Origin of the sequence: Polaribacter sp. Hel1_33_96 (assembly GCF_002846595.1) — a bacterium.
Lineage (GTDB): Bacteria > Bacteroidota > Bacteroidia > Flavobacteriales > Flavobacteriaceae > Polaribacter.
The window spans coordinates 149427-164814 of sequence record NZ_PJMV01000001.1 but is presented as its reverse complement, the minus strand read 5'-3'; the positions used below and the strand labels follow the sequence as shown (position 1 = coordinate 164814).

At 31.9% G+C, this 15388-nt stretch carries 13 protein-coding genes; 3 read left to right on the top strand and 10 right to left on the bottom strand.

The window, feature by feature from the left end:
* Nucleotides 1-63 precede the first annotated feature (63 nt).
* Nucleotides 64-1032 carry a tryptophan--tRNA ligase gene (gene trpS, locus ATE90_RS00805; RefSeq protein WP_036782740.1) on the top strand — a complete coding sequence of 323 codons (969 nt, stop codon included), beginning with the start codon at nucleotides 64-66 and terminating at the stop codon, nucleotides 1030-1032.
* A 13-nt stretch (nucleotides 1033-1045) separates the two neighbouring features.
* Here the strand turns inward: trpS and ATE90_RS00800 are convergent, their stop codons facing one another.
* The 10 genes from ATE90_RS00800 to trhO all read right to left on the bottom strand — a co-directional run bounded on the left by ATE90_RS00800 (nucleotide 1046) and on the right by trhO (nucleotide 12030).
* Nucleotides 1046-1546, bottom strand: coding sequence for a DUF1761 domain-containing protein (locus ATE90_RS00800; protein ID WP_036782737.1), 501 nt, complete (start codon nucleotides 1544-1546; stop codon nucleotides 1046-1048).
* Nucleotides 1547-1664: 118 nt separating this feature from the next.
* Nucleotides 1665-2648: a DUF4837 family protein gene (locus tag ATE90_RS00795; protein ID WP_101450593.1), complete on the bottom strand. Its 984-nt coding sequence runs from the start codon at nucleotides 2646-2648 to the stop codon at nucleotides 1665-1667.
* A gap of 4 nt (nucleotides 2649-2652) precedes the next feature.
* Nucleotides 2653-4173: a lytic transglycosylase domain-containing protein gene (locus ATE90_RS00790; protein WP_036782734.1), complete on the bottom strand. Its 1521-nt coding sequence runs from the start codon at nucleotides 4171-4173 to the stop codon at nucleotides 2653-2655.
* A gap of 4 nt (nucleotides 4174-4177) precedes the next feature.
* A complete protein-coding gene (locus tag ATE90_RS00785; RefSeq protein WP_036782730.1) occupies nucleotides 4178-4939 on the bottom strand; it encodes an exodeoxyribonuclease III in 762 nt (253 codons plus the stop codon).
* Between the two features lie 271 nt (nucleotides 4940-5210).
* Nucleotides 5211-5870 (bottom strand): 3-oxoacid CoA-transferase subunit B, encoded by a 660-nt coding sequence (locus ATE90_RS00780; RefSeq protein ID WP_036782728.1) that lies wholly within the window; start codon nucleotides 5868-5870, stop codon nucleotides 5211-5213.
* Between the two features lie 2 nt (nucleotides 5871-5872).
* Nucleotides 5873-6574 (bottom strand): CoA transferase subunit A, encoded by a 702-nt coding sequence (locus ATE90_RS00775; protein ID WP_036782725.1) that lies wholly within the window; start codon nucleotides 6572-6574, stop codon nucleotides 5873-5875.
* Nucleotides 6575-6630: 56 nt separating this feature from the next.
* Nucleotides 6631-8901 (bottom strand): penicillin-binding protein 1A, encoded by a 2271-nt coding sequence (locus ATE90_RS00770; RefSeq protein WP_101450591.1) that lies wholly within the window; start codon nucleotides 8899-8901, stop codon nucleotides 6631-6633.
* Nucleotide 8902: 1 nt separating this feature from the next.
* A complete protein-coding gene (locus ATE90_RS00765) occupies nucleotides 8903-9322 on the bottom strand; it encodes a gliding motility lipoprotein GldH (RefSeq protein WP_231960009.1) in 420 nt (139 codons plus the stop codon).
* Between the two features lie 55 nt (nucleotides 9323-9377).
* Nucleotides 9378-10751, bottom strand: a complete 1374-nt coding sequence (locus ATE90_RS00760; RefSeq protein ID WP_036782720.1) for a PSP1 domain-containing protein — start codon at nucleotides 10749-10751, stop codon at nucleotides 9378-9380.
* 247 nt (nucleotides 10752-10998) lie between these two features.
* On the bottom strand, nucleotides 10999-12030 hold the full coding sequence (trhO, locus tag ATE90_RS00755) for an oxygen-dependent tRNA uridine(34) hydroxylase TrhO (RefSeq protein ID WP_036782718.1): 1032 nt from the start codon (nucleotides 12028-12030) through the stop codon (nucleotides 10999-11001).
* Nucleotides 12031-12256: 226 nt separating this feature from the next.
* On the opposite strand from trhO, the gene pflB reads away from it, so the two are divergent.
* Together pflB and pflA are read left to right on the top strand one after the other, a co-directional pair.
* On the top strand, nucleotides 12257-14512 hold the full coding sequence (pflB, locus tag ATE90_RS00750; protein ID WP_036782715.1) for a formate C-acetyltransferase: 2256 nt from the start codon (nucleotides 12257-12259) through the stop codon (nucleotides 14510-14512).
* A gap of 90 nt (nucleotides 14513-14602) precedes the next feature.
* Nucleotides 14603-15385 carry a pyruvate formate-lyase-activating protein gene (pflA, locus tag ATE90_RS00745; RefSeq protein ID WP_366132843.1) on the top strand — a complete coding sequence of 261 codons (783 nt, stop codon included), beginning with the start codon at nucleotides 14603-14605 and terminating at the stop codon, nucleotides 15383-15385.
* The last annotated feature ends 3 nt before the right edge of the window (nucleotides 15386-15388 follow it).

Here is a 15388-nt window from a genome sequence, read left to right as displayed (position 1 = left end):
TCCTAACCGTAAATTGTAAGATTATTATTTCATTTTATAATGATTTAAAAAAAACATCATTCAATGTCTAGAATTTTAACTGGAGTACAAAGCACAGGAACACCGCATTTGGGCAATTTATTAGGGGCAATTTTACCTGCTATAGAAATGTCAAATAATCCAAAAAACGAAGCTTTTTTATTTATTGCAGACATGCATTCTTTAACACAAATTAAGGATGGAAAAGAATTAAGAGAAAACACATATAGTACCGCAGCCACATGGTTAGCTTGTGGTTTAGATATTAATAAAACAATTTTTTATAGACAGAGCGACATTCCTCAAGTTACAGAATTATCTTGGTACTTGAGCTGCTTTTTTCCTTATCAAAGATTAACATTAGCACATAGTTTTAAAGATAAAGCTGATAGACTAGGTGATGTAAATTCAGGTTTGTTCTCTTATCCAATGTTAATGGCCGCAGATATTTTATTATATGATGCAGAGATTGTACCTGTTGGAAAAGATCAATTACAGCATTTAGAGATGACCCGAGACGTAGCCAACAGATTTAACAATATTGTTGGCAAAACATTGGTTGCACCAGAAGCTAAAATACAAGAGCACACAAAATTAGTTCCAGGAACGGATGGTGAGAAAATGAGTAAATCGAGAAATAACATTATCAATATTTTCTTACCAGATAAGAAACTGAGAAAACAAATAATGTCTATTAAAACGGACAGTAAAGGCCTAGAAGAAGCTAAAGACCCAGATACTGATAACGTTTTTGGTTTATATAAATTATTGGCTTCAGATGCTCAGATTGCAGAAATGAGATCAAATTACGAAGGTGGAAATTATGGTTATGGCCACGCCAAACAAGCCTTGTATGAATTGATTATTGGGCAATTTTCAACTATTAGAGAGCGCTACAATCATTTTATGGAAAACAAACATGAAATTGATGAAGCATTAGAGGTTGGGGCAGCAAAAGCAACAATTGTCGCTAATGAAGTTTTGAAAAGAGTTAGAGACAAAATAGGGTACTAATAAAAATCATTCGTTACATACCGAACTGACAAATCAAGCCTGCCATAATAGCTAATGTTATTATCCAGTATCCTGCATTAATGGCAACATATTTTATTGATTTTCTCTCAAACATTGCTATAATTGCTATAACTGGTAATGCCAATAGTATACCTGATAAAGCACCATGCAAAGCACCGTGCTTAAAAGTTCTAAAACGATCTCCATAATTTGCTAAAAAATCCTGAAAATAGGTAAATGATTCTCCTGTTTGTTCCGCAAAACCAGGTTCGCCTGCCAATGACGAATACACTCCCATTTGATGAATTGTTGCAGGCAATAAAAATACTGCAATAAACAAGCTAAAAACATAGCTTAAAAGAAAAGTTATAGCCGTATTTTGGTCTTGCAAAGATTCTTTTGTAAACCCCATTTCTTTCATCCAAGCATTTCCAAATAAAGGACCATACCAGAAAAAACCAATAACTAAGGGTATAATAGCTGCAACAAAAAAAATGTAAAAATTCATTTCCATAATAAAAATTAGTTTTGGTTAAGTATCAAAGATAGAAAATAAGATTTTGAATTAGTTATATAAAAAAAGTCTAAACCATTAAGCTTTAGACTTTAAATATTTTGAATTTAAAAAATAACTAGTTTATTTTCATAGACTTAGCAATAGCTTCTAATTCAAAAACAAAAGCTCTTTTACTTACTGATGGTGCGTAGGTAAATCCTTCAAAAATAATTAGTCTATTATTTTTTTTATCTATTACTGTATAATTTAAAAATGGCCCTGCCATAAAATCATTTTTCACCTCCCATTTTCCACGAGTTTCATATGCTTTTTTCCCATCGATAATGGCATCAAAAGTAAAAGGAGTATAAGCTTCTTCTGTAATCATATGCATGGTTTCCGGATCTGAACCAGGGATGAATTTTTTACCTATACTATCTCTTACGGCTAAAATATTATCCGAAATTTGAGTTTCATCACTCAAAGGAATTGAGTACACTAAAATATTATTACTTCCTGTTTTTGCAATTCCGCTCATCAAATGATTTCTTAACCAAAGAAATTCTCCTGTATCATCAACAGTTTTAAACTTTTTAGGTATTGTAAAAGTAACCCCTAAATTGCTTAGTGTTTTGTATTGTGAGTTGTCAATTTTATCCTTACTAAAAATTCTTTGTGTAAATTGAATATCAGAATCTATAAAAATATTTTTAATTTCATTTTTATGCTTTTGAAAAAGTTTAATAATACTTTCATCGTCTTTTGCTTGCACATAAACAATAGTTTGAGGTTGTGCAAAAACATTTTTCTTTACAGTAAAAGCCTCATTTTTAGCTTCCGTAATAATTAAAATATTCCTACTCGCTTTCATCATAGAACTAAATCCATTTGGTGCCACTTGAGAAACCGATAAAAAATGTTCTGGCTGTGGTAATCCCACCATTAGTTCTCCAAAAGAACTACGAACTTCTTGACCAACATCTCCTGTCCAATCGCTAATTTTAGCCACCACCATTACTTTATTAATCTTACCTATAGATTGTTTTAAAATCACTGTATCATTGCCAATGCAAGAGGATAATAAAAATGTAATTGTTAAAATTAAAAATATGTTTCTCATGAGTTTAGCTTTTAAAAATTTTAAGTTTAGTTCCAGGTTTTAAACTTTTAACACTCCAAATATTATTCCACTTTTTAATTTCATCAACAGAAACGTTCTGGAATTTTTTAGAAATGTTCCAAAGAGAATCTCCATTTTTCACAACATAAATATCATACTTACCTGATTTAGATGATATTGTTGCTTTCTTTTTTGAAACTTTACTGACAGAAAAAGGAATTTTCTTTGGAAAAACAGACAACCTTTGTCCAATTTTTAAGCGACTCGTTTTTAGGCCATTCCAGCGCTTAAGACTGCTTACTCTTACGCCAAATTTATTGGCAATTTTCCCTAAATAATCTCCATTTTGAACCCGGTAACGAATGCGTTTATCCATTTCAAAATACTTAGGCAAAGGCTTTTCTCTTTTACTTTCATCTTCAGAAGCTAAAGCATACAATTCTTTTTCTTTATCTAAAAATTCAACCAATTTATTACTTGGCAATCTAACAGCATAGTTTCTTTCTTTTACAAACGGGATAATATCTAACTTGTAAGCAGGATTTAAAAAAGAAATCACCTCTTCGCCAACATTCATGATTTCAGAAATTTGATCAAAACTTATCGTTCTTTTAACTCGAACTGTATCTGTTTGAAAGTTAAAAAACTTCGGAATCTCGGCATAAATTCCATGCTCTTTGGCATATTCGAAAATATACATTGTTGCATAAAATGCAGGAACGTAACCTGCTGTCTCTTTTGGTAAATAAGGTCTTATATTCCAATAATTTCTATAACCTCCCGAACGTTTTATAGCCTTCCTTACATTTCCTGGCCCAGAATTGTAAGCAGCTAAGGCTAAATCCCAATCTCCAAAAATGGTAAATAACTGACTTAAATATTTACAAGCTGCAATAGTTGATTTAACAGGATCTTGACGTTCATCAACATAAGAACTCACTTTCAAATCAAATTGTTTTCCTGTACCGTACATAAATTGCCACAAACCTGTAGCACCAACTCTCGATTTCACTTGTGGTCTTAACGCGGACTCTACGATCGCCAGATACTTCATTTCTAAAGGTATATCGTACTGATCTAAATATTGCTCGAACATTGGAAAATAGTACTTTGCCTTTGCCATTAACTTTGGATAATACTTACTACGAGACAACAAATAACTATTGATTACTTTTTCTAAAGCAGGATTAAAAGCTAAATTAAAGGGGGTTTGTTCATCTAAATCAGAAAGTCGTTTTTTTAATAAAGCTGTGGTTAAAACAATATTCTGGCTTCCAATGATATCCTTATCACCAATTACATACTCTAAAGTATCTACCAAGGACGAATTAAACTTTTCATCAATCAATAAGCTATCAATCGTTTTTAAATCTGAATCAGAAAATAAGTCAAATCTTATATTTTTTTTAATAGAATCTTTAACTATGAATAAAGTATCAATTTTAGCAGCTGTAATACTGTCTTTTTCTTTTTGAGAAAAAAGTGAAATACTGATAAAAAATAAAAGAAATAAAAATTTATTCATACTACTATATATCTAATTCTAGAGCTATTGGACAATGGTCTGAATGCTTAGCCTCTGTTAAAATATAAGCTCTTGATATTTTATCTTTTAAAGATTTTGAAACCATCGCATAATCTAATCGCCAACCTTTATTATTTGCTCTAGAATTTGCTCTATAACTCCACCAAGAATATTCTTGTTTCTCTTGATTTAAGAAACGAAAACTATCTATAAATCCGCTATTAATAAACTCACCAATCCAAGTTCTTTCTTCCGGTAAAAATCCAGAAACTCCTTTCATTTTTGGATTGTGAATATCTATTGCTTCGTGACAAATATTATAATCGCCACAGATCACTAAATTAGGGATTTCTTTTTTTAAATCATTGATGTATTCTTGGAATTGCTCCATATAATTGAACTTAAAGTTGAGCCTTTCTGAATTTGTTCCCGAAGGCAAATACAAGCTCATAACAGATACCTCATCAAAATCTACTCGTAAATTTCTACCTTCGAAATCCATAGAATCAATTCCTGTTCCGTATTCTATATGATTTGGTTTTTCTTTACAAAAAACAGCCACTGAAGAGTAGCCTTTTTTCTGGGCAGAAAACCAATAATGGTAGGGATACCCTGCATTTTCAAATTCAGAAAGATCTAATTGTTCTTTGTGTGCTTTCGTTTCTTGAAGGCAAATTACATCTGGATTTGCAGCTTGTAACCAATCTAAAAAACCTTTTTTTAAAGCCGCTCTGATTCCGTTTACGTTATATGATATTATTTTCATCTAGTTTAAAAAGATTGGTTCTTTTAAAAAAAACCAAGTTATTTGAGTTTTTTCTCCTGTTTGTATTTTTATTTTCTTCTTTTTTGGCGATAAGAAAAAAGCGATAGCACTAGTTGTAAAAGTTCTCATAAAAAAATTCTCAATATTTAATACTACATCAAGAATAAATAGAATCAATGGAAAAATTATTCAATATATATATTTTAATAATTTCATTTTATAAGTACTTTATCCTTCTTAAATAATGCTATCAATTTAATTCAGAAAGGACTTAGGATAGGATCATTTCTGGAATTTCTCCATCAATAATCAAAGTTCCTTCTGTAGCATTTTGAATCTCTTCAATAGAAACTCCAGGAGCTCTTTCTAATAAATTAAATGCATTATTTTTCACTTCTAAAACAGCTAAATTAGTAACTACTTTTGTTACACAACCGACTCCTGTTAAAGGCAAAGAACATTGTTTCAAAATTTTAGATTCACCCCGTTTGTTAGTGTGCATCATGGCTACAATAATGTTCTCTGCAGATGCAACTAAATCCATTGCACCACCCATACCTTTTACCATTTTTCCTGGAATTTTCCAGTTGGCAATATTTCCATTCTCAGAAACTTCCATCGCTCCTAAAATCGTAAGATCAACATGTTTCCCACGAATCATGGCAAAGCTCATTGAAGAATCAAAAAAGCTTGCACCTGGCATGGTAGTTATAGTTTGTTTTCCTGCGTTTATAACATCGGCATCTTCTTCGCCTTCAAATGGAAAAGGCCCCATTCCCAAAACACCATTTTCACTCTGAAATTCTACTTCTATGTCATTACGAACATAGTTAGCGACAAGCGTTGGAATACCAATTCCTAGATTTACATAAAACCCGTCTTGAACTTCTTGTGCAATTCGTTTTGCAATACCAATTTTATCTAAAGCCATATCTAATTTCTTTGTCTTACTGTTCGTTGCTCAATTCTTTTCTCATATTTTTCACCTTGAAAAATACGTTGTACAAATATTCCTGGAATATGAACATTATTTGGATCTAACTCGCCAACTTCGACCATTTCCTCTACTTCTGCAACGGTAATTGTTGCTGCTCCACACATATTTGGATTAAAATTTCTTGAAGTTCCTTTAAAAATTAAATTCCCTGCAGCATCACCTTTCCAAGCTTTTACGAAAGCAAAATCCGCTTTAAACGCATCTTCTAACACATACATTTTTCCATCAAACTCTCTAGTTTCTTTACCTTCGGCAACTTCAGTTCCATAGCCTGCTGGTGTGTAAAATGCTGGAAACCCTGCTTGTGCTGCTCTGCATTTTTCGGCTAAAGTTCCTTGAGGCGTTAACTCTACTTCTAATTCTCCTGATAACATTTGACGCTCAAACTCATCATTTTCACCAACATAAGAAGAAATCATTTTCTTAATTTGTTTATTTTGAAGTAATAAACCCAAACCAAAATCGTCAACACCTGCATTATTAGAAATACAAATAACATCTCTAATATCTCTTTTTACCAATTCAGAAATTGCATTTTCAGGAATACCACACAAGCCAAAACCTCCTAACATAAAAGTCATGCCGTTTTTTACACCTTTTAAAGCTTCTTGAACATTATTTACTTTTTTGTTTATCATGTAATCTATCTTTTATGATGGGTTTGTAAGTTATTAAAATATTAAATCAATATCTATTAAAAATTAGTGTCTTCATCAGGAATTTCATTTTTATCCTCTTCTGGTTTTTCTTCACATTTAATATTGATTGATAAATTTTCAGGCTTTTCAAAATCTTCTTTACTGATATTTAACGTTTTATCAGCATAACATTTTTTCATGAATAAAGCCCAGGAAGGCAGAGACATAGTTGCTCCCTGACCTTTTGTGATACCTGCAAAATGTGTTGCTCGATCTTCACCTCCTGTCCAAACACCTGTGGCTAGATTTGGCACAATCCCCATAAACCAGCCATCAGATTGATTTTGAGTAGTTCCTGTTTTTCCGGCAATTGGGTTTTCAAATTTATAAGGAAAACCGGTAACTACTTTCCCTCCTGAAGTCCAGTTTGAACGCAATCTAATTCCCGAACCAGACTCTGTTACACCTTTTAATAAATCCAAAATTACATAGGCAGATTCTTCACTTAAAACTTCCTGCATTTCTGGAATAAAATCTTTTAAAACAGTTCCGTTTTTATCTTCAATTCTTGTAATAATCATCGGACTAACTCGCAAACCTTTATTTGCAAATGTACTGTAAGCACTAACCATTTCTAGTAATGATAAATCCACTGCACCAAGCGCAATTGATGGATTTGCTTGAATTTTAGTTTTAATTCCTGCAGCTTCTGCCAAACGCACAACATTTACTGGAGCCACCTTATCTATTAACCTGGCAGACATTGTATTCACAGAACCAGCTAAAGCATCCTTTAGAGTTAACATTCCTCCATATTCATCGTTCGAGTTTTTTGGGCTCCAATCTTCTGGAATTCCATATTTTCCTTGAGGAATTGTATAAGGTGTATTTGGTAGTTTATCACAAGGAGACATTCTTAACTGATTAATTGCAGTGGCATATACAAATGGTTTAAATGTAGAACCTACTTGCCTTTTTTGCTGAGCAACAGCATCATACTTAAAATGTTTATTATTGATACCACCAACCCAAGCTTTTATATGCCCGGTTTGTGGCGCTATGGAGACTAATCCAGAACGTAAAAAATGTTTGTAATATAGGATAGAGTCCATAGGAGATAGTATTGTATCTCTATCTCCTTTCCAAGAAAAGACTTTCATCTTTGTTTTTGTTTTAAAAATTTCATCAATCTCTTTCGATGATTTTCCTACTTTTTTAAGACGCCTGTATCTTTCTGAACTCTTTTTAGCTCTTTCCAAACTTCTTGCAATTTCTTCTTTATCTAAATCATAAAATGGCGCTATTCTATTTCTTTTCTGTTCTTTAAAAAAGGCTGATTGTAAATTCGCCATATGTTCTTTTACAGATTCTTCCGCATATTGTTGCATTCTTGAATCTATAGTTACATAAATTTTTAATCCATCACTAAAAATATCATATTCTTCACCATTTGGTTTTGGGTTGTTTTGCACCCAAATACGCATCATTTTTTGCAAATGTGTTCTAAAATAAGTTGCAGAACCGTCACTATGGCTCTCTGGCTTATAATTTAGGGTTAATGGTAATTGTTGAAGATTAATTTTATCACCTTCTGTAATAAAGTTGTTTTTTGTCATTTGTAATAAAACAACATTTCTTCTTTGTTTTACTTTCTCTTCTCTTCTTAAAGGATTAAAATAAGAGGAATTTTTTAGCATCCCAACTAACATTGCAGATTCTTCTATTGCTAAATCTTTTGGTTCTTTACCAAAGTAAATTCTTGCTGCTGAACGTATACCAACTGCTTGATTAAGAAAGTCATATTTATTTAAATACATAGCAATAATTTCTTGCTTTGTATATTGTGTTTCTAGCTTGGTTGCTACAACATACTCCTTCATTTTTTGTCCAATTCTTTTAAAAATGTTTCTAGAAGGTCTTCCAGTAAATAACATTTTTGCTAACTGTTGAGTAATCGTGCTTGCACCACCACTTCCTGGTTTTAAAATAGCTCTTCCTAAACCTTTAAAATCAATTCCTGTATGATCGTAAAAACGCTCATCCTCTGTTGCTACTAAAGCATTTATCAAATTTTCTGGCAACTCTTTAAACTTAACAGGTGTTCTATTCTCTTTAGCGTATTTACCAATAGTAACGCCATCTGCAGAAATAACTTCTGTTGCTAAATTTGTTTGTGGATTTTCTAATTCTTCAAAAGTTGGTAATGCTCCAAAACCACCTTTTGAGGTTGTAAAAAAAAGCAGAAATATTATCAGAAATCCTACTGCAGCTATTCCCCAAAACCAGATTAGGTATTTTTTAAAATTTAGTGTTTCTTTCTTTGCCATTTTATTCTATTTTTTCAATGCTGAGGCCCACATCTTGCACGCCTTGTAAAAACGGAATTACTTTTACTTCTCCATTTTTTCTCATTGCGTGCCGTATACTGAATATATATTTACCTGATTCTGGAAATACTTTTGCTTCCTTATAAAATAATTTATTTTCTTTAATATCTGTGAATCCTTTTCCTAAAAAATGACCAAATTTATCTGACATTTGGTATTGTAATGTATCCACAATTTTATTCCCATTTGGAAAATTCAGCTCTGTAATTACATACAAATTACTATACGGATACTTTTTATTATTTCTAATATTGATAAACAAATCTTTAGGTGTAATTGTATCTTCGACATCAAACTCAATAGAAATATTTTTGTTAGCCTCCCAGGAAGCATTTTGTAATGATTTATATTTAGTAAACACTATTCTATCATTACATGAAAAAAGAAAAAGAAGCCCAATCAAAAAAGTGAAAATTCTATTTTTCTTGAGAATCATTTCCATTTTTAGATCTGTTATTGTTTCTATTTCTATTATTCCTTCTTGGCTTGTTCGCCTTAACTCCCTCAGCTTTTGGCTGATTTGGTTTTGTGTTAGCTCCCGGTTTTGCAACAGGTTTTTGCTTCTGATTTGGATTTTGTTTCGATTTTCTGTTCTGTTGTTGTTTTTGAGAACTACCATTTGATAGTTTTACACCCGCAGCAACTGGTTTCTTTTTTCTATTATTTCTTCTGCGTTTACTTGTCTTTGGAGCATCAAAACGGGTTAAACTATCCTGCCCAACAGCATCTTCAAAATTCACTTTTTCAGGAATTTCTATATCAGATTCATACTCTTCTAACGAAACAGATTTTTCGTCATTTTTGTTCAATTCAATTATTTCTTGAACCTGTTCTAATGTCAACCTAAACCATTTAAAACGTTCCTGTTTATAAGTATACCAGAGATGTTTTTTAAAGATATCCATCTTGATAAAAACAGCTTCACCTTTTTCAGTTTTTAAAACTACATCTTGTTTTGGGAACGACTTTAAAGCATCTAAATACGTGTCTAACTCAAAATTTAAGCAACATTTCAACTTGCCACATTGACCTGCTAATTTTAACGGATTCAAAGACAACTGCTGATAACGAGCGGCAGATGTACTTACTTTTCTAAAATCTGTTAGCCAAGTAGAACAACATAATTCTCTACCACAAGAACCGACTCCTCCTAATCTCGCTGCTTCTTGCCTTGCTCCTACTTGTTTCATTTCTACACGAATAGAAAATGCACTCGCTAAATCTCTAATCAGTTGTCTAAAATCTACTCTTGCTTCTGCAGTATAATAAAAAGTTGCTTTATTTCCATCTCCTTGATATTCAACATCAGAAAGCTTCATTTGCAAACCTAATCTTCCTAAAATTTCTCTTCCTCTTCTTTGGGTTTCTACTTCTTTAGCCCTTGTAGCTTGCCAAATATCTATATCTTTTTGAGAAGCCTTTCTGTAAATTTTCTTAATTTCTTCACTATCATGAGAAATTTTACGTTTTTTCATTTGCACTTTAACCAACTCGCCTGCTAAAGAAACTGTACCTACATCATGTCCCGGAGAACTTTCTACAGCCACAACATCTCCCATAGAAATAGTTAGATTTTCTGTGTTTTTAAAAAAATGTTTTCGTCCGTTTTTAAAACGAATTTCAAAAATATTAAAGCGCTCTTCGCCGCTTGGTAAAGTCATGTTAGAAAGCCAATCAAAAACGGCTAGTTTCTCACTACCACTTCCACAAGTTCCTGTCCCACAATTACCATTACTCTTGCAACCTTTTGGTACTCCATTTTCTGTTGTACCACAACTTCCACATGCCATGTAAGTAAATATATTTTTATAGTTAATATTCTCTACGGCTTATTTTCAGCAGCAAATCTGCTAAAAACCCAACCCTAGAGTTTAAAAACCTCTTGGTTCGTAAATTGATTATCAAGCTGATAACAAAACACAACTTAACAATGACTAATCAGTAAATATACGGAATCTGAGGGAATCTTAAAAGCTAAATTTTCGACAAAGAAAAAGGCCTCTAAATTGAGTGGTTTAAGGCTTGTTTTTAAAGAAATCACTTCTTAAACCTCAACACTTCACTACGCCCTTTTTTAAAGATTTTATTGCTATTTCCCTTGCCTTTTCTCAATTCTTTTTGTGCTGAAAAAGACAATTGAATTACCTCTTGACAATCTATAGAACAAGTATTTTCCATACTTTCTGAGCATTCATCACACTGTATAAAGAGTAAATGGCAGGCTTCGTTGGCACAATTTGTATGTGTATCACAAGATTTTCCACATTGGTGACAATTAGAGACTACATCATCGGTAATTTTTTCTGCTCTTCTATGGTCGAATACAAAGTTTTTACCTATAAATTTATTTTCTATGCCCTCAGATTTTACTTGACGTGTGTATTCTATAATTCCACCCTCAAGCTGAAAAACATTTTTGAATCCTTTGTGTTTGTAATATGCAGATGCTTTTTCGCAACGAATTCCGCCAGTACAATACATCAATAAATTTTTATCTTCTTTATTATCTTTCAAATCTTCTTCAATAACATCTAAAGAATCTCTAAATGTATCTACATCTGGTGTAATTGCTCCATCAAAATGACCAATTTCACTTTCATAATGATTGCGCATATCCACACAAACTGTATCAGGATTTGCCAACATCTCATTAAATTCCTTCGCATTTAAATGAACACCCTTAGCGGTTACATCAAAAGTTTCATCATTTAAACCATCGGCAACAATTTTGTTTCTAACTTTTACCTTTAACTTTAAAAAAGACTTATTATCATGTTCAATAGCTACATTTAACCGAATATTTTCTAAAAAAGAAATACTATCTAATTGGTCTTTTAAAGCATAAAATTTTTCGGAAGGAACAGATAATTGAGCATTGATACCTTCGTAAGAAACGTAAATTCTACCAAGCACATCTAAAGCGTTCCATTCTAAGAATAACTTATCTCTAAATAATTGTGGATTTTCTATCTTATAATATTGATAGAATGATATCGTGAGGCGGTCTTTACCAGCTTCATCAATTAATGCAGCGCGTTCTATAGCGCTTAACTTATTGTACAGTTGCATGCTATACTAATTAGGTTAAACAAAATATTTTTGCAAATGTAGTTAATTTTTAAAATTGAATTCTTCAAAAACGGAACCATTTATATCCTTAATTTTCAATTTACAAATCCTACAAGGATTTCTTAAATAATTCTAAAACCTAACTTTTATCATATTTTAGGAAATACTTACCCATTAAATTTGTAGTTCATAAAAAGAATACATAAAATTTTAAATACATAAAGTGATGGAAATAGAAGAATTAATCTTAGAAAAACCAAAAAGTGAAGGGTTTAAAAAAGGAGTTTGGAATACCTCTATTAACGTTAGAGATTTTGTTGTAAAAAACATTATCTCTTACTTTGGAGATGCCCAATTTTTAGTTGGCGCAAGTGAGAAAACTCAGAAACTATGGGAAGTTTGTAAAAAAGCAACTGAAATAGAAAGAAAAAAAGGTGGAGTTCACTCTGTTGATACAGAAACTATTTCTGGAATCTCAAATTTTGAAGCAGGTTATATAGACAAAGAAAATGAAGTGATTGTTGGTTTACAAACTGATACTCTTTTAAAAAGAGCTATGAAACCTTTTGGGGGTTATAAAGTAGTTCAAAAAGCACTACAAGAACAAGGTTTAAAACCAAGTGAAAATATTAATACATTATTCACTAAATACGTAAAAACACACAATGATGGTGTTTTTGCTGCCTATAATGCTGAAATCAAAAAATTTAGATCCTTAGGTTTTTTAACAGGGTTGCCAGATAATTATGCACGTGGCAGAATTATTGGTGATTATAGACGTGTTGCTTTATACGGAATTGACAAATTAATTGAAGTTAAAAAACATGATTTAGCAAATATTGAAGGGCCAATGACAGATGCCGTAATTCGTTTAAGAGAAGAGGTTTCTGAACAAATTAAAGCATTAAAAGAGATGATCGTAATGGGTAATCATTACAATTTAGATTTAAATCGTCCTGCAGAAAGTGCACAAGAAGCGGTTCAATGGACATATATGGCATACTTGGCTGCTGTAAAAGAGCAAGATGGCGCTGCCATGTCATTGGGTAATGTTTCTACTTTTTTAGATATTTTTATTGAACAAGATTTACAAAACGGTATTATAACTGAAGTGGAGGCACAAGAATATATAGACCAATTTGTAATGAAACTAAGAATGGTGCGTCACTTAAGAATGGCTGCTTATGATGAAATTTTTGCTGGAGACCCAACTTGGGTAACTGAAGCAATTGGTGGTATATTAAATGATGGACGTTCTAAAGTAACAAAAACTGCTTTCCGTTTCTTACATACTTTATACAACTTAGGCCCATCACCAGAACCGAATATTACTGTTTTATGGTCTCCTTTATTACCATCAAACTTTAAAAAATTCTGTGCAAAAGTTGCTATTGATACTTCATCTATTCAGTTTGAAAATGATGATTTAATGAGAACTTTAAGAGGTTCTGATGATTATGGAATTGCTTGTTGTGTTTCTTATCAAGAAATTGGAAAACAAATTCAATTTTTCGGAGCAAGAACAAACTTAGCTAAAACATTATTACTAGCTGTAAATGGGGGGAAATGTGAAATTACAGGAACTCAAATGGTTGATGGAATTGAAGCTGATGATAATGAATATTTAGACTTCGATAAAGTAATGGTTAACTTTAAAGTAGCTATGAAACAAGTAGCTCGTGTTTACAATGATGCCATGAACATTATTCATTATATGCATGATAAATACTACTACGAAAAAGCTCAAATGGCTTTAATTGATACAAACCCACAAATTAATATCGCTTATGGTATTGCAGGTTTATCAATTGTAGCAGATTCTTTATCAGCAATTAAATATGCAAAAGTAAAACCTATTAGAAATGAAGAAGGTTTAACTGTAGATTTCAAGATTGAAGGAGAATTTCCTAAATATGGAAATGATGATGATAGAGTCGATATTTTTGCTCACAATAGTGTTGAAGACTTCAATAATGAATTAAAAAAATTAAAAGTTTATAAAGACGCAGATCCTACAATGTCTGTATTAACAATTACATCTAATGTAGTGTATGGTAAGAAAACCGGAGCAACACCAGATGGTAGAGCTTCAGGTATCCCTTTTGCTCCTGGCGCAAACCCAATGCATGGGCGTGACACAAATGGCGCAATTGCTTCTTTAAATTCTGTTGCTAAAATAGATTATAAAGATTCCCTTGACGGAATTTCTAACACATTTTCTATAGTTCCAAAATCTTTAGGAGCTACTGAAGAAGAAAGAATAGACAATTTAGCAGCTACCTTGACAGGATACTTCGAACACGGCGCACAACACCTTAATGTAAATGTATTAGATAGAAAAACTTTAATAGATGCCATGGAGCACCCAGAAAATCATCCGCAATTAACGATTAGAGTTTCTGGATACGCTGTTAATTTTATAAGATTAACCAAAGAACAACAAATGGAAGTTATTTCGCGTTCGTTCCACGAATCTATGTAGTCCTTTTTATGTATTCATAAGGGGTTCAAAAAAACAATTGACTCTTAAAAGAGCTTACTTTTTTAGAAAAGTACTATCAATTTTTTTTGAATCCCTTTTTTTATTCACTTAAATATCAGAAAAATTAAAACTTCAGAAAACATATTAAACGTTCATTCTATAGAGTCATTTGGAACTCATGATGGACCAGGAATTAGAATGGTTGTTTTTTTACAAGGATGTAAATTAAAATGCCAATACTGCCATAACCCAGATACAATTGATACGCATGGAGGAGAAGAACATCATATTGAAGATTTGGTGCAAAGAGCTATAAAAATGAAATCATATTTTGGTGAAAAAGGTGGCGTAACCGTATCTGGAGGAGAACCTTTATTACAAGCTCATAATCTTATTTCTTTCTTCAAAAGATTAAAAGAAGAGGGAATTCATACTAATATTGATACCAATGGTCGAATGTTAAATCACCCTGTTATTGAGTTATTAGATGATTATGCAGATTTGGTAATGTTAGACATTAAACACATGACTGAAGAAGGGTTTCAAAAAATCACCGGTAAAAAAAATAAAGAAACTACCTTCAATTTTGCTAAACACAGAGAAGCTTCTGGGAAAAAAATGTGGTTGCGGTATGTCTTAATACCAGAAATTACAAATACTCCTGAATTATTGCATCAATTAGGTAACTATTTTAAAGATTACACCACAATAGAGCAAATAGAATTGCAACCTTATCACAAATTAGGCATCCATAAATGGGAAGCTTTAGGTTGGGATTACGAATTGAAAGATGCAAGAGAAAACACTCAAAAAGAATTAAAAGAAGCGTCCACTATTTTAAGCAACTATTTTGATAAAGTTAAAATTAATTAAATA